This window comes from Streptomyces albipurpureus (assembly GCF_023701525.1).
Lineage (GTDB): Bacteria > Actinomycetota > Actinomycetes > Streptomycetales > Streptomycetaceae > Streptomyces > Streptomyces albipurpureus.
Genome location: NZ_JAMQAW010000031.1, coordinates 19,066 through 39,158 on the forward strand (window position 1 = coordinate 19,066; position 20,093 = coordinate 39,158).

Sequence of the window (20,093 nt, forward strand, 5' to 3'; positions counted from 1 at the left end):
GGCGGATTCCGGGGGATCGGGCGGCGGCGACAATGAACCGGTGATGAACGCGGGTACGACGCTGGAGCGGCTGCGGGTCCTGGTCCGCGAGGCGCTCCGCGACGTCAGACGTCAAACCGGTCCGCCGCTGCGGCTCAGCCATCGGGCCTGGCAGTTCGACGTGCTGGTGGCGCTGGTGCTCGGCATCGCCACGGTCTACTACGGCATCGACAACGCGAACAACGTCGTGGTGCGGGAGATCGCACCCGGCGTGGAGCACGCCGTGCCGCGCCCGGCCGGACCGGGCGGCATGGCCTTCATGGTGACCCTCGCGGCTGTCGCCTCGGGCGCCCTGGCGCTGCGCCGCCGGTTCCCGCTCGCCGTGCTGTACGTCGTGACGGCCGCGGTACTGGCGACACCGCAGAGCGTCATGCGGCTGACCTTCTACGCGTTTGTGATCGCCGTCTACAGCGCCGCGGTCCACAGCCCCTACCGGGTGGCGACCCTGGCGGCGCTGCCGGTGTCGGTCCTCCTGGTCGGCACCACGGGGAACTCGCTGACACCGATCATCCCCAACCAGTACGTCGCCCTGCTGATCCTGGTCCCGATGGCAGGAGCCGCCCTCGGGCTGCGCACCTGGAAACTCCGGACCGACGAGGGCCGCACCCGGCTCTCCGCCCTGGAGCGCGGACAGGCCGAGGCGCTGCGCCGGGCGGTCGAGCACGAGCGGGCGAGGATCGCCCGCGAGTTGCACGACGTCGTCACGCACAACGTCAGCGTGATGGTCATCCAGGCGGGCGCCGCCCGCAAGATCATGAAGACTTCCCCCGAGCAAGCCGGAGAGGCGCTGCTCGCGGTCGAGGCGGGCGGGCGTGCGGCCATGACCGAGCTGCGTCATGTGATGGGACTACTCAGCATGGCCGACGAGGGTGAGGGGGCGGACGAGGATCCGGACGGGACCGGCGCGGCTGCGGAGTTGGCCCCTCAGCCCGGCCTGGACCAGCTGGGAACGCTGGTCGGACGCGTCCGGGACGCCGGACTGACGGTCGGCATGACCGTGACGGGAGCGCCTTGCCCCCTCTCGCCCGGCCTTGAACTCGCCGCCTACCGCGTGGTCCAGGAGGCGCTGACCAACACGGTGAAGCACGCGTCCGGCGCCACCGCGGCGGTGACCGTCGAATACGGCGCGGACCGGCTCCGGGTGGAAGTCACCGACACCGGTGGACACCAGGGTGCCGACGCGGCTGCCGGAAACGGCCGGGGCCTGATCGGCCTGCGTGAGCGCCTCGCTGTCTACGACGGAACCCTGAACACCGGCCGGCGCCTGACCGGCGGCTACCGTGTGGAGGCACTCATCCCCCTGGAGGCGAGGTGACCGAGTCGCTGCGCGTGGTGGTCGCCGACGATCAGACGCTGGTCCGTACCGGGTTCCGCATGATCCTGATGGCCGATGGCATCGATGTGGTCGCGGAGGCGACCAACGGCCTTGAGGCCGTTGACGCGGTGCGGCGCACCCGGCCCGATGTGGTCCTGATGGATGTGCGGATGCCGGAACTGGACGGCCTCGAAGCCACTCGGCGCATCTTCACGCCACGAGCGGGGGAGGCGCCGCTTCGGGAGCTACCACGGGTGATCATCCTGACCACCTTCGACCTTGACCGCTATGTCTATGCGGCCCTCTCGGCCGGAGCCAGTGGCTTTCTCCTCAAGGACGTCACCCCGGAGCAGTTGGTCGCGGCCGTCCGCACGGTTCGCGCCGGTGACGCGCTGCTGGCGCCGACGATCACCCGCCGTCTGGTGGAGCGCTTCGTCCAACGGGAAGGCGACACCGCCACGATCCACCGTGACCTCGCCGCACTGACCCCACGTGAGCGCGAGGTCCTCGCGGTGCTGGCCAGAGGTCTGAGCAACGCCGAACTCGCCGTCCGCCTCCATCTGTCCGAGGCGACCGTGAAGACCCACGTCGCTCGTATCCTCGCCAAACTCGGTCTACGCGACCGCGCCCAAGCCGTGATCGTCGCCTATGAGACGGGCGTGGTCAGCGTCGGGCGGCCTGCGCCTGGCGAACGGTCCGCTGAGCGGGGCTGAGCCGGATCGGACTCCGGGGCGCCAGCGATGGACAGGGCGCCCGGAGAGCGCAACCGACCCCACGTCCCACGGGCCGCCCGCCCCGGACGCCGTCCTCAGCAGCCCACCATCGTCAATGACTGATCCAGTGCTTGGAGGAACCGGTTGGTGGTCACCCGATCCCGGACCGCGATCCGCAGCCAACTGGGACCAAGGCCGGGGAAGGTGTCACCGCGCCGGACCGCGAAACCGAGTGAACGCAGCCGCTCGCGCACCTCCGCGCCCCGCCGTACATGCGCCAGGACGAACGACGCCTCGGCGTTCGCCACCACCCGCACCTCATCGAACTCCGCGAGCCCGGCGAGTAGATGGGCCCGCTCCACGGCGATGAGCCCGGCCGCCTGTTCCGCCTCCTTCAACGCCGCCGGGCTCATGCACACCTCGGCCGCGATCAGCGCCGGGGTGGAGACCGGCCAGAGCGGTTGGGCGCGCTCCAACTCCGCGATCACCTCCGCGGGCGCCAACACATAGCCGACGCGAAGACCGGCCAGACCCCAGGTCTTGGTGAGGCTGCGCAACACCACGAGCCCGGGTACGTCCGTACGGCCCGCCAGGGTCTCGTACTCCTCCGGTACCGCGTCCATGAACGCCTCGTCGACGACGACCAGCCGGCCGGGTCGGGCCAGGGACGCGATGTCGGCGGCCGGATGGAGCACCGAGGTGGGGTTGGTGGGATTCCCGATCATCACCAGGTCCGCGGACTCGGGCACCGCGGAAGGGTCGAGCCGAAAGCCGTCCTCCTCGCGCAGCACCAGTCGCCGTACCGTATGGCCGGCGTCCCGCAGGGCCGCCTCGGGCTCGGTGAACTGCGGATGGACGACGAGCGGGTGCCGCACCTTCAACGCCCGGGCCAGCAGCACGAATGCCTCCGCCGCACCGGAGGTCAGCAGCACCCGCTCCACCGGGAGCCCATGCCGTGCGGCGACCGCCGCTCGGGCGGAGCGCCCGTCCGGGTATGCAGCCAGTGTCATCAGCGACGCGGCGATGCGTTCGCGCAGCCACTCCGGTGGAGTGTCGGTACGGACATTGACCGCGAGATCGGTCATATGCGCCGCGATGTCCCGGACTTCGGCGTCGCCGTGGTGGCGCAGATCATGGGGGTCAGCGTGCGTGTACATGGTTGCTGTATGGACTTTCGTGGGTGCGGGGGAGCGGGACGGGCGGGGTGAACCGGTGGGGCGGCTGGGCCGGGCCCACGGATCGGTGCTGATCCGTGCCCTGCTCAGTCGCCGTCCTTCGCGGGAGTCGGCAGGCCCATCGGTGCGGGAGCGGGGAGTGCCGCTGTCTGAGATGGGCGATGGCCATGAGGGTGACGTCTCTCGGTTGAGCCGCGCTGGGAGAGGGGAGCAGGGATGTCACACGTTCTCCAAGGGGTGAGGGTCGTACGGCAGGAGCAGGGGCGCGACGGAGGTCTCAGCGCCATGCGCACGGTGACCTCCGGCAACGGGCGGCCGCCCGGCGGATACGGAGGACCCCCGCGCACTCGCGGGTCCGGGCAGGGGCCGAAGGGGCGAACTGGTGAGGGCTCGGAAAGGAGCGTCCGGAGGGGGCTCGCAGATGCGGTGACCCCTCTGCCGGAGCCGCCCCGGTCGCTCCCTTCCCGGCCGCTCTGTTGCCTACTGTTCCCGGCCTGGCTGGTGACGGCCGGTGCGGGCCGGGGTGAACCAGGGGCGGGCACATGGCGATCGGATGCGTCAGGAGGCGCGGATCCATCGAGGGGGACGGATGCCTGGAGAGGGGCGGGCACCTTGAAGGGCGCGGACATGTCGAGAGGGGCGGACGCGCGGCGAGGTGCGGTCGGGTCGGGAGAGGCTGTCGGGTCGGCCGCACCGGGAACGCCGGTCTGCACCACGGCTGTCCGGTCGGTCGGTTGATCAACCCACGGGTGACGCGGGACGCGGTGGCTGATCGGGGCCGCTCCCCGACCGGGGCGGCTGGGCGGGCGCGTCACAGATGCCGCGGGCGGCTTGCCCATGCCAGGGACATGGTGCCGCGCGCGGCCAGAGGGGCCATCGCTCACCGTGCGGGGTCTCCGCGCGGCCCGCGACAGGCGGGTGGCTGTGTTGCCGACCGTCACGATCGTCATCATGTCCACCCTTGCGGTATCCACTCCGAGTGCTGCACGCACATGGCTTGTTCTATTCGGTCGATAGGGTTGATGTCCCGGCTACGAGGGTCCTCGTTATGGGTGGTGGTGCGCAACGTTCGGTAGTCGTCGTGCCGGTTCCCGGTCCGCTGACCGAAGCGTCGGCTAGCTTGCTCGGGCGTCCCCGTAAGCCTTGGAATCCACCCAAAGCATCTCTGAGCAGCGACTCCCCTACAGCGGGCGGCACGTACGGCGTATGGTGCCACCGCCTGCGCCCGGCCTTCGCTCTACTGGCCCGATCGTCTGCGACCCACGGTCAGGCATTTCGTCGATCGGTCTGACCGGGCGGTGTCCGTCCCCTGAGGTCGAGGCCGGATTTACTAGTAGGCGGCGAAGGTTCGACTTCGGCAGCGCTCTTGATCGGTACTCTGCGTGCCACCGCGCAGGTCGCCTTGGCGGTCCTTCCCCCGGGACGGGACCTGCGTTTGGGCACCAGCAGTTCGCCCCCGCCGGCCAGCGCCGCCGCCTCGGCGACCGAGGGCGTGCCCACCGCACCGAGTACGGCCGCTGAGGGATGCGGTACGGCGATCCGGGCGAGGTGGTCCGCCGGGTGGGCCACCAGGGGCACGCCGAGCCACCGCGCGGCGGCGAGAACGCCGGGCTCGGCGGCCTTCTCCTGGACGGTCGCCAGTTCGCAGACGTCCAGCGCGGAGAGCCCGGCGTCCCTCAGCGCGTCCTTGACGAGCCCGATCACCTCAGCGGCGGGCACCCCACGGGAGGCGCCGACGCCGACGACCAATGACCGCCCGACCAGCCGCGGCCCGTTCGTCCCCGCACCACCACCGCGCTCACTGCCCGGATGCGCCGGGGCATCGGCATCGGCCATGAGCGGGCTCCTCTCGGGTCAAACGGGTGATTCGGGCGGCTCCTGTGCCGGAAACCGTCCCGTGGTGGGTCGATCCGCTAGCAAAGGTGCATGGCGGTGTTCGTCGCGCTCGGCGCGTTTGTGATGACGCTGTTCGGCGGTTGGACGGCACAACGCGTCACCGACCGGCGCCATCTCGTGCTGGGCCTAGCGGGCGGACTGATGCTGGGTGTGGTCGGGCTCGATCTGCTGCCCGAAGCGTTGGAAGCGGCAGGCCAGGAAGTGTTCGGGGTGCCCCAGGCACTGTTGCTCTTCGTCGGTGGCTTTCTGGTGGCGCACATGGTGGAACGGCTGCTGGCCGCCCGCCAGGTGGCCCATGGGGCGGAGGAGGAACGAGTGCCCCAGGTGGGGCTGACGGCCGCCGGAGCGATGGTCAGCCACAGCCTGATGGACGGCATCGCGATCGGTGCCGCGTTCCAGGTGGGCGACGCCATGGGGCTCACCGTGGCCCTCGCGGTCATCACCCATGACTTCGCGGACGGCTTCAACACGTACACGATCACCAGCCTGTACGGGAACACCCGCGCCAAGGCCCTGGCCATGCTCTTCGCCGACGCGCTCGCCCCGGTGGTCGGTGCGGCCTCCACCCTGTTCTTCACCTTGCCGGTGGAACTCCTCGGCAGCTACCTCGGGTTCTTCGGCGGAGCGCTGCTCTATCTCGCCGCCGCCGAAATCCTCCCCGAGGCGCATCACACCCACCCGGCGGCCTCCACCCTGCTGTGCACCACGGCGGGGGTGGGCTTTATCTGGCTGGTGACCGGAATCGCCGAATGAGCAGGCCGTACCCCGTGGTCGAACTCGGACCACGGCGCCGGCTGAGCGGACCGACTCCCGAGGCCCGCGCTGAGCCCTGGACGTACCGCACGGCCTCATCCCGCGCACCACCCGACGAACCGCCCGGCCACCCCTGGCTCGGCCGCCCAGTGCGTGTGCAGATAACTGGCATGGACCCCGCCCTGGACAAACCCCTCCCGCCGGGGTTCAGGCAGTCGCATCCCCCAGGCGGGGGCAGGCCCCGCCGTCGGCTCGATCACGGTCCGGTGGAACTCATGCCCGCGCAGTCGGGTACCGACCGCGGCCAGACAACTGTCGGTCAGCGCGACGGCCTCGCGATACCCGAGCGTCAGCCGCTCGCCCATCCGCGCGTCCGCGTCCAACACCCCGCACATCGGCCGGCCGTCGAGCGATCGCGCCAGATAGAGCAGCCCGGCGCACTCCGCGGCCACCGGACCCCCCGCGTGCGCGAAATCGGCCACGGCCTTGCGCAGTCCCTCATTGGCGGACAACTCCGCTCCGAACACCTCGGGAAACCCGCCACCGATGACCACCCCGGCCGTCCCATCGGGTAGCTGGGTGTCACGCAGCGGATCAAAGGCGACCACCTGCGCACCCGCTGCGGTAAGGAGTTCGAGGTGCTCGGCGTACGAGAAGGTGAAGGCCGGGCCGCCCGCGACGGCGACCACCGGCCGCCGCTTGCCCGCACCCCCCGAACCGGTCGCCGGCGGAGCCCACGGCTGGGCGCTGAGCGGTGGTGCGCTCCGGGCCAGGGCGAGGAGCCCCGGCAGATCGCAGCCCTGCCGCACCAGCTCGGCCATGGCCGTGACCGCCGTGACCGCCTCGGCCCGCCGCTCGGCCACCGGTACCAGCCCCAGATGCCGGGACGGGGTCGCCACCGCCTCGCCGCGCCGCAGCACCCCGAGCACCGGTACCCCCGACTCCTCCAGCGCGTCTCTGAGCAGCGCCTCATGCCGGTCGGTGCCGACCTTGTTGAGGATGATGCCCCCGATCCGAACCTCCGGGTCGAAGGAGACAAAGCCGTGCACCAGGGCGGCCACCGACCGCGACTGCGAGGAGGCGTCCACCACCAGCACCACCGGCGCCCGCAGCAACTTCGCCAACTGCGCCGTTGACGCCAGCTCACCCGCCCCCGACGCACCGTCGTAGAGCCCCATCACCCCCTCCACCACGGCCAGATCGCAGCCCGCCGCGCCGTGCAGGAACAGCGGCGCCATCAGCTCCGTACCGCAGAGATACGCGTCCAGGTTGCGGCCTGGGCGGCCGGTGGCGAGCGAGTGGTAGCCGGGGTCGATGTAGTCGGGCCCCACCTTGTGCGGGGACACGGCGAGACCCGTCGCGGCGAAGGCCGCCATCAGGCCCGTCGCCACCGTGGTCTTCCCGCTGCCCGACGAGGGTGCGGCGATGACGAGACGCGCTACCACTCGATGCCCCGCTGCCCCTTCTGACCCGCGTCCATCGGGTGCTTGACCTTGGTCATCTCGGTCACCAGATCGGCGAAGTCAAGCAGCTCCGCGGGGGCGTTGCGGCCGGTGATCACCACATGCTGGTTTCCCGGCCGATCGCGCAGCACCGAGATCACCTCGGCGGTGTCCACCCAACCCCAGTGCAGCGGATAGGCGAACTCATCGAGGACGTAGAGCCGGTACGCCTCTGCCGCCAGGTCTCGCTTGACCTGCTCCCAGCCCTCCCGGGCCGCCTCCTCGTTGTTGAACTGGGCATCGCGCTGCACCCAGGACCAACCCTCGCCCATCTTGTGCCAGTCCACCCGGCCGCCCTCACCGGACGCCCCGAGCACCTTCAGCGCGTTCTCCTCGCCGACCTTCCACTTCGCCGACTTGACGAACTGGAACACCCCGATCGGCCACCCCTGGTTCCAGGCGCGCAGCGCCAGCCCGAAGGCGGCCGTCGACTTGCCCTTGCCCGTGCCCGTGTGGACGAACACCAGCGGACGGTTGCGGCGCTGACGTGTGGTGAGCCCGTCGTCCGGTACGACGGACGGTTGTCCCTGCGGCATCTATGCGGCCCTTCCCATCGCTATCGATCCACCCGGGGTCCGGGCGGTCTGCTCACCGGTGTGCCGAGCACTCTTCACCAGACCGGCGATCGCATCCGCCCGCAGTTCGTCCAGGGTCACCGCCGTGCCCTGGAGGTCGGCCGCGAGCGTGACCGCGAGCCCCAGCCGCACCAGCCCCGACTCACAGTCCACGACGATCGACGCGGTGCCGTCGGATGCGTGCAGCCGAGCGGCCCGGGCGGCAAGCGCCACCGGGTCGGCCCCGCCGCCCGTGGCGCGCCCATCGGTCACCACGACCAGCAGCGGACGGCGCGAAGGGTCGCGCATCCGCTCAACGCGCAGCACGTCATGGGCCTTCAGTAGCCCCGCCGCCAGCGGGGTGCGCCCACCGGTCGGCAGCAGCGCGAGTCGGGCGGCAGCCGTGTCCACCGACGAGGTCGGCGGCAGCGCCACCTCGGCATCCCGACCGCGGAAGGTGATCAGCCCCACTTTGTCCCGCCGCTGATAGGCGTCCAGGAGCAGCGAGAGCACGGCACCCTTGACCGCCCCCATCCGCTGCCTGGCAGCCATCGAACCCGACGCGTCGACCACGAACAGCACCAGGTTTCCCTCCCGCCCCTCGCGCACGGCCTGCCGTAGATCGTCACGGCGAATCACCAGACCGGGCCCGCTCCGTCCACGGGCGCGCTGATGCGGGGCCGCGGCCTGCACGGTCGCGGTCAGATGGAGTCGGGACAGAGCGCCTCGCGGCCGGTGGGAGCCCGTCGTCCGGCCGTGCTCGGTCCGGGCACGGGAGCGCCGGCCCGCCGCCCCCTCGCCGAGACCGGGCACGCTCAGCGCCTTGGTCCGAAAGGGCTCCGCGGCCGAGACAGCGCGCTGTTCACCGCTGCCGCCGGACGCGGGCTCCTGGGGCTGGGGCTGCGCGGGTCCGTCGTCCGGGGCCGGCGCGTCGGGGGCGTCCCGCGGGGGCTCTCCACCCTCGCCGCCACCGTCAGGGCCGCCATCGGGGTCTCCACCAGGGCCGCCATCAGGTCCGGGATCGGGGTCGGTGTCGGGATCGGGGTCATTTTCTCCGGACCCGCCGAACTCCTCCAGCGTCTGGTCGAGTTTGTCCTCATCCAGACCCGGCGCGTCAAAGGGATTGCGCCGCCGCCGATGCGGGAGCGCCAGGAGGGCCGCCTGCCGGACATCCTCGGCGAGTACCTCGGTACGCCCCGCCCAGGCGGCCAACGCGGTGGCCGTACGCGCCATCACGATGTCGGCACGCATCCCGTCGACCTCGAACGCGGCGCAGGTGGCCGCGATCTGCCGTAGCGCGTCGTCTCCCAACCCGACCGTGGGCAGCAGCGCCCGGGCCGCGACGATTCGCGCCCTCAGGGCGTCTTCCTCACCGGTCCAGCGCGTCGCGAACCCCGCCGGCTCGTCGTCGTACGCCAGCCTTCGCCGCACCACTTCGACCCGCTGCTCCGGCTCCCGTGACGCGGCCACCTCCACCGTGAGGCCGAACCGGTCAAGGAGTTGCGGCCGGAGCTCACCCTCCTCCGGGTTCATCGTCCCCACCAGCAGAAACCGCGCCGCGTGCCGTACCGAGACACCTTCGCGCTCCACATAGGAAGCACCCATGGCGGCGGCATCCAGCAGCACATCCACCAGATGGTCATGGAGCAGGTTCACTTCGTCGACATACAGGATTCCGCGGTGCGCGTCCGCGAGCAGCCCCGGCTCAAAGGCCTTGACGCCGTCCGCGAGCGCCCGTTCGATGTCCAACGCGCCCACCAGCCGGTCCTCGGACGCCCCCACCGGCAACTCCACCATCCTGGCGGGGCGTTCGGTGGCGGAGCCCGGCTCATGGGGTCCGTCCGGGCACCCGGGGTCGGGTGCGAGGGGATCACAGGAGAACCGGCAGCCGGGGATCACGGAGACCTCTGGTATCAGGGCCGCCAGCGCCCGGACCGCGGTGCTCTTCGCCGTGCCCTTCTCACCGCGGACGAGCACACCGCCGACCCGCGGTGATACGGCGTTCAGCAGCAGGGCGAGCCGTAGGTCGTCCTGTCCGACAATGGCGGTGAACGGGTACGGCGTGCTCATCCGGCCTCCTCCGTGGTGTGCGAATGTGTCTGTGGTCGCCGAGGTGACTGCGCTGACCGCGGCGATCTCGGGATGTGCTCCGGTGCTGTTGTGCTGACTGCTGCTGTGTGGGCGGCGGGTGTGTCGGCGGCGGGTGTGTCGGCGTCGCGGGACCGATGGTCCTGGGCCGCCGTCGACCCGCTCACCGAACCCGCCCCGGCCGTGGGGTTCCGTCTTCGGCCTTCGCCCGGGGGAGCGGCGGCGCTCCGGGGGGAACGAACGGAAGCCCCGCGGGCGCACCCCGCTCGATCAGCCGCAGCAGCGCGTCCGTATCGGCGTGCTCCTCGATGAGATCGCCGAGCCGGTCCAACTGCTCCTCGCGCAGCGCGCCGAACGACGTATCGGGGGCGGGGGTGAAGCGCCGCCCGGTGGCCCTGGCGACCTCCCGCAGAAACCGCCGACGGAAGCCGTCGCTCTCCAGCGAGCCATGCCAGTGGGTGCCCCACACCGCCCCCACCCGGCACCCCGCCAAAAAGGGCTCTCCGCCGAGGACCTCGGCCACCCCGTGATGGATCTCGTACCCCTCCACCCGTTCACCGAGCGCTTCACCGACCGGCCGGGCAAGGGTCTTCTCGACCGCGAACCGTACGCGTACGGGCAGCAGCCCCAGCCCCGGCACCGAGCCCAGCCCGGATTCGATGTCGTCCTGGATGTGCTCGCCCAGCAGTTGGAAGCCGCCGCAGATACCCAGTACCGGGCGCCCGTCCGCCGCCCGCCGCGCCAACTCCCGCGCCAGACCGCGCTCCCGTAGCCACTGGAGCGCGCGGACCGTGCCGCGGGTGCCCGGGACGATCACCAGATCCGCGTCGGACAGCTCCTCGGGCCGATCGACGAAGCGCACGATCACCCCCGGCTCGGCGGCCAGCGCGTCCACATCGGTGAAGTTGGACATCAGCGGTAGGGCGCACACCGCGACCCGCAGAATGTCCTCGCCGACCGGCGGTGCCGTGACCGACTCACGCACCGCCCCGCGCAGGGACACCCGCAGCCCGTCCTCCTCATCGATGCCGAGCCCGTGCGCGTAGGGCAGCACACCGTAGGTCCGCCGCCCGGTGAGCCCTTCGAGCATGTCCAGGCCCGGTTCCAACAGGGACACATCGCCACGGAACTTGTTGATCAGATAGCCCGCCACCAGCCGCTGGTCCTCGGCGCCCAGCAGCGCTGTCGTACCGAAGAAGGAAGCGAACACCCCACCGCGGTCAATGTCTCCGACAACCAGCACCGGAAGCCGCGCCGCCCGGGCCACCCCCATGTTCACGATGTCCGTACGCCGCAGATTGATCTCGGCGGGACTACCCGCCCCCTCGCAGATCACCGCGTCATGGGTGGCCCGCAACTCCTCCAGACACTCCACCACGGTGCCCAGCAGGGCCTGCTGGCGGCCGCCGTGATAGCCGCGGGCACTCATCTCACCCACCGGCTTCCCCATCAGCACGACCTGGCTGGAGCGGTCGCTGCCCGGTTTGAGGAGCACCGGGTTCATCAGCGCGCTGGGCTCGACCCGGGCGGCCTGCGCCTGCATGGCCTGCGCACGGCCGATCTCCGCGCCCTCCCGGGTCACAAAGGAGTTCAGGGACATGTTCTGGCCCTTGAAGGGGGCCACCTTCACCCCCTGGCGCACCAGCCACCGGCAGATGCCCGCGGTGACCACGCTCTTGCCGGCGTCCGATGTCGTACCGGCGATCAGTAGCCCGCCCCCGATGTGCCCACCGCTCTTCATCCGGTCCCTCTCAGTCCTCGGCGGCGCTGTGCGGCTCGCTGGAACAGCGACCGTCCGACCACGCTCGCGCCCAGCGCCAGCAGAGTGACCCGCTGGGAGAGCCGGACCGCCCGCTCGATGTCCCCGACCGCGACCGGCCGGCCCGTGCCATGGAGCACCGGCCGATGCTCGATCCGTCCCCCGTAGGACAGGGACCCGCCCAGCCGTACCCCCAGCGCCCCGGCGAACGAGGCCTCCACGGGACCCGCGTTGGGACTGGGGTGTCGATGGGCATCGGACCGCCAGGCGCGTACGGCGCCCATCGCGTCCGGGCCCGCCGCGGCGGCGAGAGCGGCCGTCAGCCGCGCCCCGGGCCAGCCGGCGACATCGTCCAGCCGGGCCGATGCCCAGCCGAACCGTCGGTGGCGCGGCGAACGATGGCCCACCATCGCGTCCAGGGTGTTCACCGCGCGGAACGCCAGCAGACCGGGTACGCCCGCGACCGCGCCCCACACCAGGGCCCCCACGACGGCGTCGGAGGTGTTCTCCGCGACGGACTCCACGACGGCCCGGGCGATCTGCTGTTCATCCAGGGCGTGGGGGTCGCGCCCGCACAGGTGTGGCAGCCGGCCACGGGCCTTCTCGGTGTCGCCCGCCGCGAGTGCCGCACCGATGGCACGGGCCTCTCGCCCCAGCGACGTTCCTCCGACGACGGTCCAGGTGGCGGCGGCGGTCAGCGCGATGGATGCGGCGGGGCCGCGCCGGGTGATACGGGAGAGGAGAGCGGCGGTGGCGGCGACCGAGCCGACACAGACGGCTGTGTGCAGCGCACCCCAGCCGCGGTGATCACGCCAGAGGGCGTGCTCAACAGCGCCCGCGGCCCGTCCGAACAGAGCGACCGGATGTCCTCGGCGGGGGTCGCCGAGCAGGAGGTCGCACGCCAGACCAGCGGTGGCGCCGTACGCGAAGACACGATCGGCACGCATCGGATCAGGCCGGTGTTCCGCCAAGAAGGGCCCTTACGGCCCGGGCCGCTCGCTCGCCGTCCCGGGGCGCGGCCACCTCCCAGGGCGCTGGCGGCGACGCTTCCATGGGTGGCGTGGTGCCGTCGATCAGGGCAGGGGCTGAACCGCAGCCGGGCATGGCGATATGTCCTCACTCAGGGTGTCCGCGCCCTGGTCTGACGTGATCGACGGTTGGAGTTCCTGGCTCGCGGGGATCGCTCCCCGGTGACAGTGGCGGGACCGCGCCGGATTCGCACCGGCTTCCTCTGTTGCCGTCGTCTTGGCCCCGGCAGTCCACCATGCTGTGAGAACACCCGTCAACCTGCCTTTGACCTGCGATGAGTCAGTGTGCCGAGCCCCACACGGACAGGAGTGGCCGATGGGTCCTGGGAACGCACAGAAGCCGAGCCAGAGATCCCGGGAGGGGATGTCCGGCCCGGCTGGTGAGGCGGGGCCCGGTACCGCGGGTACCGGAGGGGACCGCGCTGGCCGTCAGGTGACGATCAGATAGATCCCGAAGCTCACTGCCGCCAGGCAGAGCGCGAAGCAGGCATACGCACCCACCCGCGGCAGGGTCACGGAAGCCGTGCTGCCACCGGCCGTCGACGGCTGCTTGCTCAGACCGATGATGCCCAGGGTGAACAGGCCCACCAGGGCGACGGTGGCGACGAGGCTCACGCCGAACACTGAGCCGAGGGCTACCCAGTCGATTTTCATGGTCTTCAGTCCTTACACCGCGGCCGGGCTTGCGGGACCGGCTTCGGGGGTCGCGGCATTGCGGGCCGGGATGGTGGTCTTGAGGTCGTCGAGGGAGTGGCTCATGGAGACACCGGCCGGAGGCGGGGTGACGGCCGCGATGGCGGTGGTCACGACGCCGGGCTCATCGCCGTCGGAGACATCGTTGACGTTGTTGTGGTCGACCACCTGGCGGCGGGAGATAAACCAGATGGCGGTCGAGGAGGCGATCAGGAAGACGGCCACGGCCGCGACGCCCCAGTCGCCCTGCTTGGTCACGTACTCGGAGCCCGCTGCTACCAGACCGGCGGCCGGCAGGGTCAGACCCCAGGCCACGAACATCCGGGTGGCGGTGGACCAGCGCACCACACCGCCCTTGCGGCCGAGGCCCGCGCCCATCACCGCACCGGAGCAGGAGTGGGTGGTGGAGAGCGAGAAGCCGAGGTTCGAGGAGGCGAGGATGACGCTGGCCGCGCTGGTCTGGGCGGCGAAGCCCTGCTGCGGCTGGAGGTCGGTCAGGCCCTTGCCCATGGTGCGGATGATGCGCCAGCCGCCGAGGTAGGTACCCAGGGCGATGGCGATACCCGCGGAGGCGATGACCCACATCGGAGGGTTGGAACCGGGGACGAGCACTCCACCGGCGACCAGGGCCAGGGTGATGACACCCATCGTCTTCTGGGCGTCATTGGTGCCGTGGGCCAGCGAGACCAGTCCGGCCGAGGCGATCTGACCGGCGCGGTATCCCTTGGCGGTGGACTTCGGGTCGGTGTTGCGACCGATGCGGTAGGTCAGCCGGGACGCGAGGTAGGCGGCCAGACCGGCGACCAGGGGGGCCGCGATAGCGGGGATCAGTACTTTGGTGACGATGGTGCCGCCATTGACTCCACTGGTACCGACCGAGGCGATGGTCGCACCGATCAGACCACCCATCAGGGCGTGCGAGGAGCTGGACGGCAGACCGATCAGCCAGGTCAGCAGATTCCAGAGGATGGCGCCGACGAGCGCCGCGAAGATCACTTCAGGGGTGATGCCTGACTCGTTGACGATGCCGCTGGAGATCGTCTTGGCGACCTCCACCGAAAGAAACGCGCCGACGAGGTTGAGCACCGCGGACATCGCGACCGCGGCCTTGGGTTTCATCGCGCCGGTCGAGATGGTCGTCGCCATCGCATTGGCCGTGTCGTGGAAACCGTTCGTGAAATCGAACACGAGAGCCGTCACGATCACAATCGCGAGCAGCAGCGTGATGTGTTCCATTTACCCAGGCAATCTATCGACGTCAGTGACATCGCGAACGTAGATAACCTGGGTGAACGGAAGGTGAACTGGGGCGAGATTCGGGGTGTCTCCAAGTGAGGTTCCAGGTTCCACTTGCTCGCTGAGTGATCTCCTTGGCCCGTCTGCGTGGCCATGCGTCCGGGCCCACCCCAGGTGAAGCGGTCGCTAGGTGTCTTTCGTGGCTTTTGCGGTGATCTACATCACGGACTGTCTGTTGTCTTCTGGCCAAGGCCTGACAGGATCGATTTATGGCCGAACAGATGTCCAAGGAGTCCATCGAACGGGTGTGGCAAGACGTCATAGCCACCGCATGCAGAACGGCCGGTGCGGGCCTGGTAGTCGGCACATCCGGCAATGTCTCCGCACGAGTCGGCTCCCTGGTGGTGGTCACACCCAGCGGAGTGCCGTACGAGCAGCTCACCGTCGCCGACGTGGTGGCCGTCGACCTCGCTGGGCAGCAGATGGTCGGTGACCTCAAGCCCACCAGTGAACTACCGCTCCACCTGGAGGTTTACCGGAATTCCCAGGCCCGTGCGGTCGTTCACACCCACGCCGTCCACGCCACCGCCGTCTCCACTCTCGTCGATGAGCTACCGCCGATCCACTACATGACCGCCGACCTCGGCGGCCCCGTGCGAGTGGCCCCGTACGCCCTCTACGGCACGGATGAACTCGCCCGCAACATGCGGCGGGCCCTGGCGGGGCGCACCGCGTGCCTGCTCCAGAACCACGGCACGATCGCCCATGGGGACACCTTGGCTCGGGCATATGACCGCACGGCCCAACTGGAGTGGATGTGCCAGGTCTGGCTGACCGCGTCGTCGGTGCCCGGTCTGCGGCCCTCGCTGCTCTCATCCGCCCAGCTCGACGAGGTGGCCGCTCGACTTCGCGGCTATGGCCAACGTCCCTGACGGCACGTTCCGCTTAGGGGCTCCCACGGCGCGCTGGCGGTGACGGAAGGCCGTCTGGGCCATCGCTCGGGCGCAAGGGGCCGCGATGCCTTTCGAACGGGCGGCCCAGCCGTCTCCGACGAGGGCGCGGCCACTGTCCGGTGCCGCGGGACCGGCAAGCCGGCAATAGGCGCCCTTCGCGGTCCTCAAGGCCCACCCGGGAAAGCCCTCCCCCCGGGTGGAATCCAGGCTGCGCGGTCATGGTGCACCACCCTCGGTGACCGAAGCTGCCTCGGACCATCGGTCGCTCTGGCCGAATCTCGTTGGCTCGGTTGGCCAGCCTGCCCGCCGTGACTTCGCGGAGCACCTTCCTGGGGTTCGGGATGCCCGGGGAGCCGATGGGCCATGAGGCCGGTCGGGTCGCGGCACGGGTCGGCGCGGAGTCGGTTGCGTAGCGGGCGGGCGGTAGCGAGCCCGGAGCGTGGGTGCGGTGCTGCCGGGAGCCATGGCTGACGCCTGGGCGCGGGCGGCTCGGGTCATGGGCTTGCCCCAGGGGTCTGCCGCAGCGGTGCGGCGGGCGGAACCGAGCCCCGCACCGCCCATTGGCTCCAAAGCCGCGCAGGGGGCCGCTGAAGGCCCCAGCGAGTCCATCGCGCGGAGGGGCAGGCGTAGGGCGATCCTGTTTCCCCCGCCAGGGGGTGGGCCAGGACCGTGCGGCCCAGAAGGTGACCCGTAGACGCGCGGAACGCCCCCAGCGCCCAGGTACCTGGCTCGCGAACGGTCGCCTGGGGATCGTCCCCGTAGCCCCTGCGAGTGACTCCGGCCCTGCGAGGACTCCGGCTCCGCGCGGGCACCCTCACTCCGCGAGTGAGCCCTGCTCCGAGCCCTGGCCCCGACCGCCGGCCAGGCTGCGACGCCGAGAGCTCGCCAACCACCACATCGCCTGCCCCGCCTGGGGATCGGTCGGATGCGCGGATCGAGACCCCGACAGCCGACTGACCGCGAGTGGCCTAGAGCCGCGGGCTCTCATCGAGCGACGGTCCAAGGGCCCGCCCGCCACGCGTCGCGCCGCGCACCGCGGGTGGCGGCCGGCTGCGTCCCGGCACCGCCCACGACCGTCTCGATCAAGGAGAGAACCCAAGGGAGAACCAAGGAGAAGGGGCCCCGCGCCGGGTTCGCGCATCCCCGCCGGACACACCTTTAGTCCGCTGCCAGGCAGCCGCGTCAGAGCCGCTGACCGGCGAACGGTGGCCATGGGAGGGGCCCGCCCACTGGCAGAGCGGCCCAGCCGTGCCGACACTGGGGTGGTGCGCCCTGTAACCGCGACGGCAGCGGCCGTCACCACTCTGCTCGGCGTTGGCGCGGCTGCGATCGCGGCCGGCCGCTACGCAAGCGATGCGGCCCTCAAGATCGCGCCCGACCGACCGCTCCCCGGCGATCCCCGGCTCACCGTGCACGCCACGGCCGCCGGACAGATCACCCTGACCCGCACTCTCGCCGCACAGCGGCCCGGCACCTATGGACTCGCCGGGCAAGACGTCCACGCCATCGTCGGTCCGGCGCTCGACGGCGTACCGCATCCCGTCGACACCGTGGTACGCCGACTGGAGAGCATCGGCCACGGCACCCTGGAGCCGGGAACCAAGGTGCGAATGACCCCGCAGCTTCATATCGGTGACCCGACCAGCGCACTCGGCATCGAACACATCGACGTCAGTGTGCCCGGCGAGCTCGGCCCGCTGCCGGCCTGGTACGTGCCTGGTCCCCGCGACACCTGGGTGATCGCCGTACACGGTCTGGGAGCCACCCGCGAACACCCCTTGAACCTCCTGCCGTTCCTGCACGGTCGACGGTTGCCCGTGCTCGGCATCGGCTACCGCGGGGACCCCGACGCCCCTGAAGCACCCGAGGGAATCGGGCACCTCGGCTACACGGAGTGGCGCGACCTCGATGCCGCCCTCCGCTTCGCCGTCCGCAACGGTGCGAACCGGGTGGTTCTCCACGGCTGGTCCACCGGCGCCACCATGGCCCTGCACGCTGCGGCGAACTCCGCCCTGCGGGACCGGGTCAGCGGGCTCGTGCTGGACTCCCCGGTGCTTGACCGCGAGGCCACCCTGCGCGCGCTGGCCACAGCCCGCCATCTGCCGGGACCGCTGGTGCCGCTCGCCGTCAAGGCAGCCCAGAGCAAGGCCGGCCTGCTGGGCGATCAGCCGTTCGCTGCCGGTGACACCCAGCTCCCCACGGTGCCAACGTTGATCATCCACGGGCCCGATGACACCATCGCGCCCTGGCGGTCATCGCGTGAACTTGTCGCCCGCCGACCCGAACTGATCCAGCTCCACACCGTTCGCAGCGCCCCGCACGCCGCCATGTGGAACGCGGATCCCGCCCGCTACGAAGAGGCGCTCCGTCGCTTCCTCACCCCGCTGATGTAGCACCGGTCCGTAGGCCGACTCGGTCCCCGGCCCGCTGGCGACGGCACCGCCGAACCCTCGGTTAATTGGTTCCGAACCCTCGGTTAATTGGTTCCGTTTGGGCTTTCGGGCCGTCAGCGGGAAGACTGTTCCCCGTGACGTCCCGAAAGCCTGATGAGCAATTGGCGCGCAACTCCAGACTTCGTCTTGTCCGCCCGCGACCGCTGGCCACCGCCCGGCGGGCCGTGACGACCCGGCGCACCCGGCCGGCGCCGAGGCCCCCCGAGGGCACACCTCCGCCGGCGGAGCTCGCCCGTCAGGCGCGCGAGGTCCTTGCCGACGCCGTACGAATCGCCCGCTGGGCAGCGGTGGAGCGCGATCCCCGCACGCTGCCGCTCGCCGACCAAGCCCAAGAACGTGCCGCCGAAGCGCTGGCGCTGACCCCACTCCAGGTCCGTGCGGGCTGGGATCGAGCGCGACTTGCCGGCCTGGTCGAAATCCACGGGAAAACCGCCCGCCCGGGGTGGCGGCTGCGTGCCTGGGACCGCGATGACATGGCCGTGCTCCGCGGCTGGGTCGCACTGTTCGACGCTTGGTCGCTGGCGCACCCGGCTCCCCCTGAGATCGCTCCCACCGCGGTCGCGGAGGTAGTGGAAGCCGTTCCCCAACTACTCTCCCTCCTCCAGCTCTCGGCCGGTCCCGTACTGACGGCCGCACTGCTCGACCTCCTGGAACAACGGGTGGCCGAGCTGCGTGAGGAACGCTGCGAAGTCCCCTACGGACCAGACCATCCGCACCCCGCACCAAGCCCCGAGCCCGCCGCCGACGGCCTTCCCAGTACCGCCTCCACTGCTCAGTCCAGCGTCCCGGGCGCTGGTGCCGCTCCCTGGGAGCCCGCTGCCGCGGCTGATCCGGTCTCCGATTCAGCCACCGAGACGAGTGTTCCGGTTGCGCCGGTCTCCCTTCTTCTCCACTGGGCCCTCGCGGGCCTGGCCTCCGTCGGCGCACTCACCCTCGACCAGGACCGCTCCGCCACCCTCACCCCCCTCGGCAACTGGGCGGTCTGGGTCAAACTGGAGCAGATCTGCGTCGCGGCCCAGAGCCCGGCCGGCAACATCGAGCAGCCCGCTGAGGACATGCTCCGCGGCTGCGCACGCCTCACCCCCGGTCCCGCCCGCGTTGAATACCGAGCCTGGCTCGCCGCCCGTACGGTCTCCAGCGCCGTCGCCGAACTACTCGACGTCGCGCGCGGCGATGACGCACTTCTGCGCGGACTGGCCTTCGAAGCCCTCAGGGTCGTCGGCGGACCAGCAGAGCCCGAGGTGCGCACCGCCGCGCAGGAGCTCTCACTGCGTCCCTATGCCCTGCTGTGGATCGCCGAGTACGAAGGCATGGACCCCGAGGACGCCCACGATGTCCTCACCCGTGAGGAATCGACCTGGCTCTGGGTGGACACCGCGGCCGCCGTCGCCGACCACGGCGAGCCCCAACTACTGCTGCGCCACCTCGACTCGGCGGTCCAGGGCACGGTCCCGGCACTCCTGGACGAGGTCCGTTCCGGTCGTCACCCTCGCACGGTCCAAGTCCTGGTTGCCCTGGCCGCCGCCCATCCCGACCCAGCCCTCGCCAAAGCCGTGCGCCGGGCAGCGTTCCAGGTGCACTCCGGCGGAGCGTGACCCCGCGCGTCGGGGGCTTCCCCCAGGGCCCCCGGCCGCTCTCCAACCTGCCCGAAGAGCAGCCGACTTAAGTCCCTTCGGTGTGCTTTGGCATGATCCATGATGTAGGTCCCGAAGCTCGCCATTCGTGCTTCGTAGGTCGACCTCCGTATCCCCCTGCGCCAACCAGTCCCGCACCCTTGGCCCTACTCGCTCGGGACCTGCGCGATGTGCGCGCCGTACACAACCGCTCGCCCCGAACACGCGGCCACACCACCTGCGAGGACGAACACTCCCGCCCCACCCTGGGGACGGGCCGCCAACTCCCCTCCCGCCGATGCCGGCTTGGTGAGAGCGCCACC

14 protein-coding genes, 1 pseudogene and 1 riboswitch are annotated in these 20,093 nt (G+C 70.9%); of the genes and pseudogenes, 6 read left to right on the forward strand and 9 right to left on the reverse strand.

All coding sequences use genetic code 11. The features are described from left to right. Positions 1-43: 43 nt before the first annotated feature. Together NBG84_RS25070 and NBG84_RS25075 are read left to right on the forward strand one after the other, a co-directional pair. Positions 44-1,354, forward strand: a complete 1,311-nt coding sequence (locus NBG84_RS25070; protein WP_250921854.1) for a sensor histidine kinase — start codon at positions 44-46, stop codon at positions 1,352-1,354. Further along, positions 1,351-2,067 (forward strand): response regulator, encoded by a 717-nt coding sequence (locus NBG84_RS25075; protein WP_250921855.1) that lies wholly within the window; start codon positions 1,351-1,353, stop codon positions 2,065-2,067. The genes NBG84_RS25070 and NBG84_RS25075 overlap by 4 nt, the downstream gene beginning before the upstream one ends. 95 nt (positions 2,068-2,162) lie before the next feature. Here NBG84_RS25075 and cobC read toward each other — a convergent pair whose 3' ends face one another. Beyond that, on the reverse strand, positions 2,163-3,224 hold the full coding sequence (gene cobC / locus NBG84_RS25080; RefSeq protein ID WP_250921856.1) for an Rv2231c family histidinol phosphate aminotransferase CobC: 1,062 nt from the start codon (positions 3,222-3,224) through the stop codon (positions 2,163-2,165). Between the two features lie 1,395 nt (positions 3,225-4,619). Next, positions 4,620-4,994 (reverse strand): annotated as a pseudogene (locus tag NBG84_RS25085) (cobalamin biosynthesis protein); the annotation flags it as partial. Between the two features lie 174 nt (positions 4,995-5,168). On the opposite strand from NBG84_RS25085, the gene NBG84_RS25090 reads away from it, so the two are divergent. After that, positions 5,169-5,891, forward strand: a complete 723-nt coding sequence (locus tag NBG84_RS25090; RefSeq protein WP_250921857.1) for a ZIP family metal transporter — start codon at positions 5,169-5,171, stop codon at positions 5,889-5,891. 95 nt (positions 5,892-5,986) lie between these two features. Here NBG84_RS25090 and NBG84_RS25095 read toward each other — a convergent pair whose 3' ends face one another. The 7 genes from NBG84_RS25095 to NBG84_RS25125 all read right to left on the reverse strand — a co-directional run bounded on the left by NBG84_RS25095 (position 5,987) and on the right by NBG84_RS25125 (position 14,751). After that, a complete protein-coding gene (locus tag NBG84_RS25095) occupies positions 5,987-7,336 on the reverse strand; it encodes a cobyrinic acid a,c-diamide synthase CobB (protein ID WP_250921858.1) in 1,350 nt (449 codons plus the stop codon). Continuing rightward, entirely contained in the window at positions 7,330-7,929 is a 600-nt protein-coding gene (gene cobO, locus NBG84_RS25100) for a cob(I)yrinic acid a,c-diamide adenosyltransferase (RefSeq protein WP_250921859.1), read from the reverse strand. Before cobO ends, NBG84_RS25095 begins: the two co-directional genes overlap by 7 nt. After that, complete coding sequence (locus tag NBG84_RS25105) at positions 7,930-10,017, reverse strand: putative cobaltochelatase (RefSeq protein ID WP_250921860.1); 2,088 nt, start codon at positions 10,015-10,017, stop codon at positions 7,930-7,932. It abuts the gene before it with no gap. Between the two features lie 181 nt (positions 10,018-10,198). Next, a complete protein-coding gene (locus NBG84_RS25110) occupies positions 10,199-11,758 on the reverse strand; it encodes a cobyric acid synthase (protein WP_250921914.1) in 1,560 nt (519 codons plus the stop codon). A gap of 14 nt (positions 11,759-11,772) precedes the next feature. Continuing rightward, a complete protein-coding gene (locus NBG84_RS25115; RefSeq protein WP_250921861.1) occupies positions 11,773-12,741 on the reverse strand; it encodes a cobalamin biosynthesis protein in 969 nt (322 codons plus the stop codon). Between the two features lie 193 nt (positions 12,742-12,934). Next, positions 12,935-13,067, reverse strand: a riboswitch (cobalamin riboswitch). 184 nt (positions 13,068-13,251) lie between these two features. Further along, positions 13,252-13,476, reverse strand: a complete 225-nt coding sequence (locus NBG84_RS25120; protein ID WP_250921862.1) for a hypothetical protein — start codon at positions 13,474-13,476, stop codon at positions 13,252-13,254. Between the two features lie 12 nt (positions 13,477-13,488). Then, positions 13,489-14,751, reverse strand: coding sequence for an inorganic phosphate transporter (locus tag NBG84_RS25125; RefSeq protein ID WP_250921863.1), 1,263 nt, complete (start codon positions 14,749-14,751; stop codon positions 13,489-13,491). Positions 14,752-15,020: 269 nt separating this feature from the next. On the opposite strand from NBG84_RS25125, the gene NBG84_RS25130 reads away from it, so the two are divergent. The 3 genes from NBG84_RS25130 (at position 15,021) to NBG84_RS25140 (ending at position 19,752) form a co-directional block, all read left to right on the forward strand. Further along, complete coding sequence (locus NBG84_RS25130; protein WP_250921864.1) at positions 15,021-15,683, forward strand: class II aldolase/adducin family protein; 663 nt, start codon at positions 15,021-15,023, stop codon at positions 15,681-15,683. A 1,286-nt stretch (positions 15,684-16,969) separates the two neighbouring features. Beyond that, positions 16,970-18,097 (forward strand): alpha/beta hydrolase, encoded by a 1,128-nt coding sequence (locus NBG84_RS25135; protein ID WP_250921865.1) that lies wholly within the window; start codon positions 16,970-16,972, stop codon positions 18,095-18,097. A 134-nt stretch (positions 18,098-18,231) separates the two neighbouring features. Further along, positions 18,232-19,752: a hypothetical protein gene (locus NBG84_RS25140; RefSeq protein WP_425608695.1), complete on the forward strand. Its 1,521-nt coding sequence runs from the start codon at positions 18,232-18,234 to the stop codon at positions 19,750-19,752. The last annotated feature ends 341 nt before the right edge of the window (positions 19,753-20,093 follow it).

Bases quoted from the DNA above. Each gene is read 5' to 3' on its own strand.
- NBG84_RS25130 (WP_250921864.1), top strand. From the start codon at position 15,021: ATGGCCGAACAGATGTCCAAGGAGTCCATCGAACGGGTGTGGCAAGAC.
- NBG84_RS25090 (WP_250921857.1), top strand. From the start codon at position 5,169: ATGGCGGTGTTCGTCGCGCTCGGCGCGTTTGTGATGACGCTGTTCGGC.
- NBG84_RS25125 (WP_250921863.1), bottom strand. From the start codon at position 14,751: ATGGAACACATCACGCTGCTGCTCGCGATTGTGATCGTGACGGCTCTC.
- cobO (WP_250921859.1), bottom strand. From the start codon at position 7,929: ATGCCGCAGGGACAACCGTCCGTCGTACCGGACGACGGGCTCACCACA.
- NBG84_RS25105 (WP_250921860.1), bottom strand. From the start codon at position 10,017: ATGAGCACGCCGTACCCGTTCACCGCCATTGTCGGACAGGACGACCTA.
- cobC (WP_250921856.1), bottom strand. From the start codon at position 3,224: ATGTACACGCACGCTGACCCCCATGATCTGCGCCACCACGGCGACGCC.
- NBG84_RS25120 (WP_250921862.1), bottom strand. From the start codon at position 13,476: ATGAAAATCGACTGGGTAGCCCTCGGCTCAGTGTTCGGCGTGAGCCTC.
- NBG84_RS25115 (WP_250921861.1), bottom strand. From the start codon at position 12,741: ATGCGTGCCGATCGTGTCTTCGCGTACGGCGCCACCGCTGGTCTGGCG.
- NBG84_RS25070 (WP_250921854.1), top strand. From the start codon at position 44: ATGAACGCGGGTACGACGCTGGAGCGGCTGCGGGTCCTGGTCCGCGAG.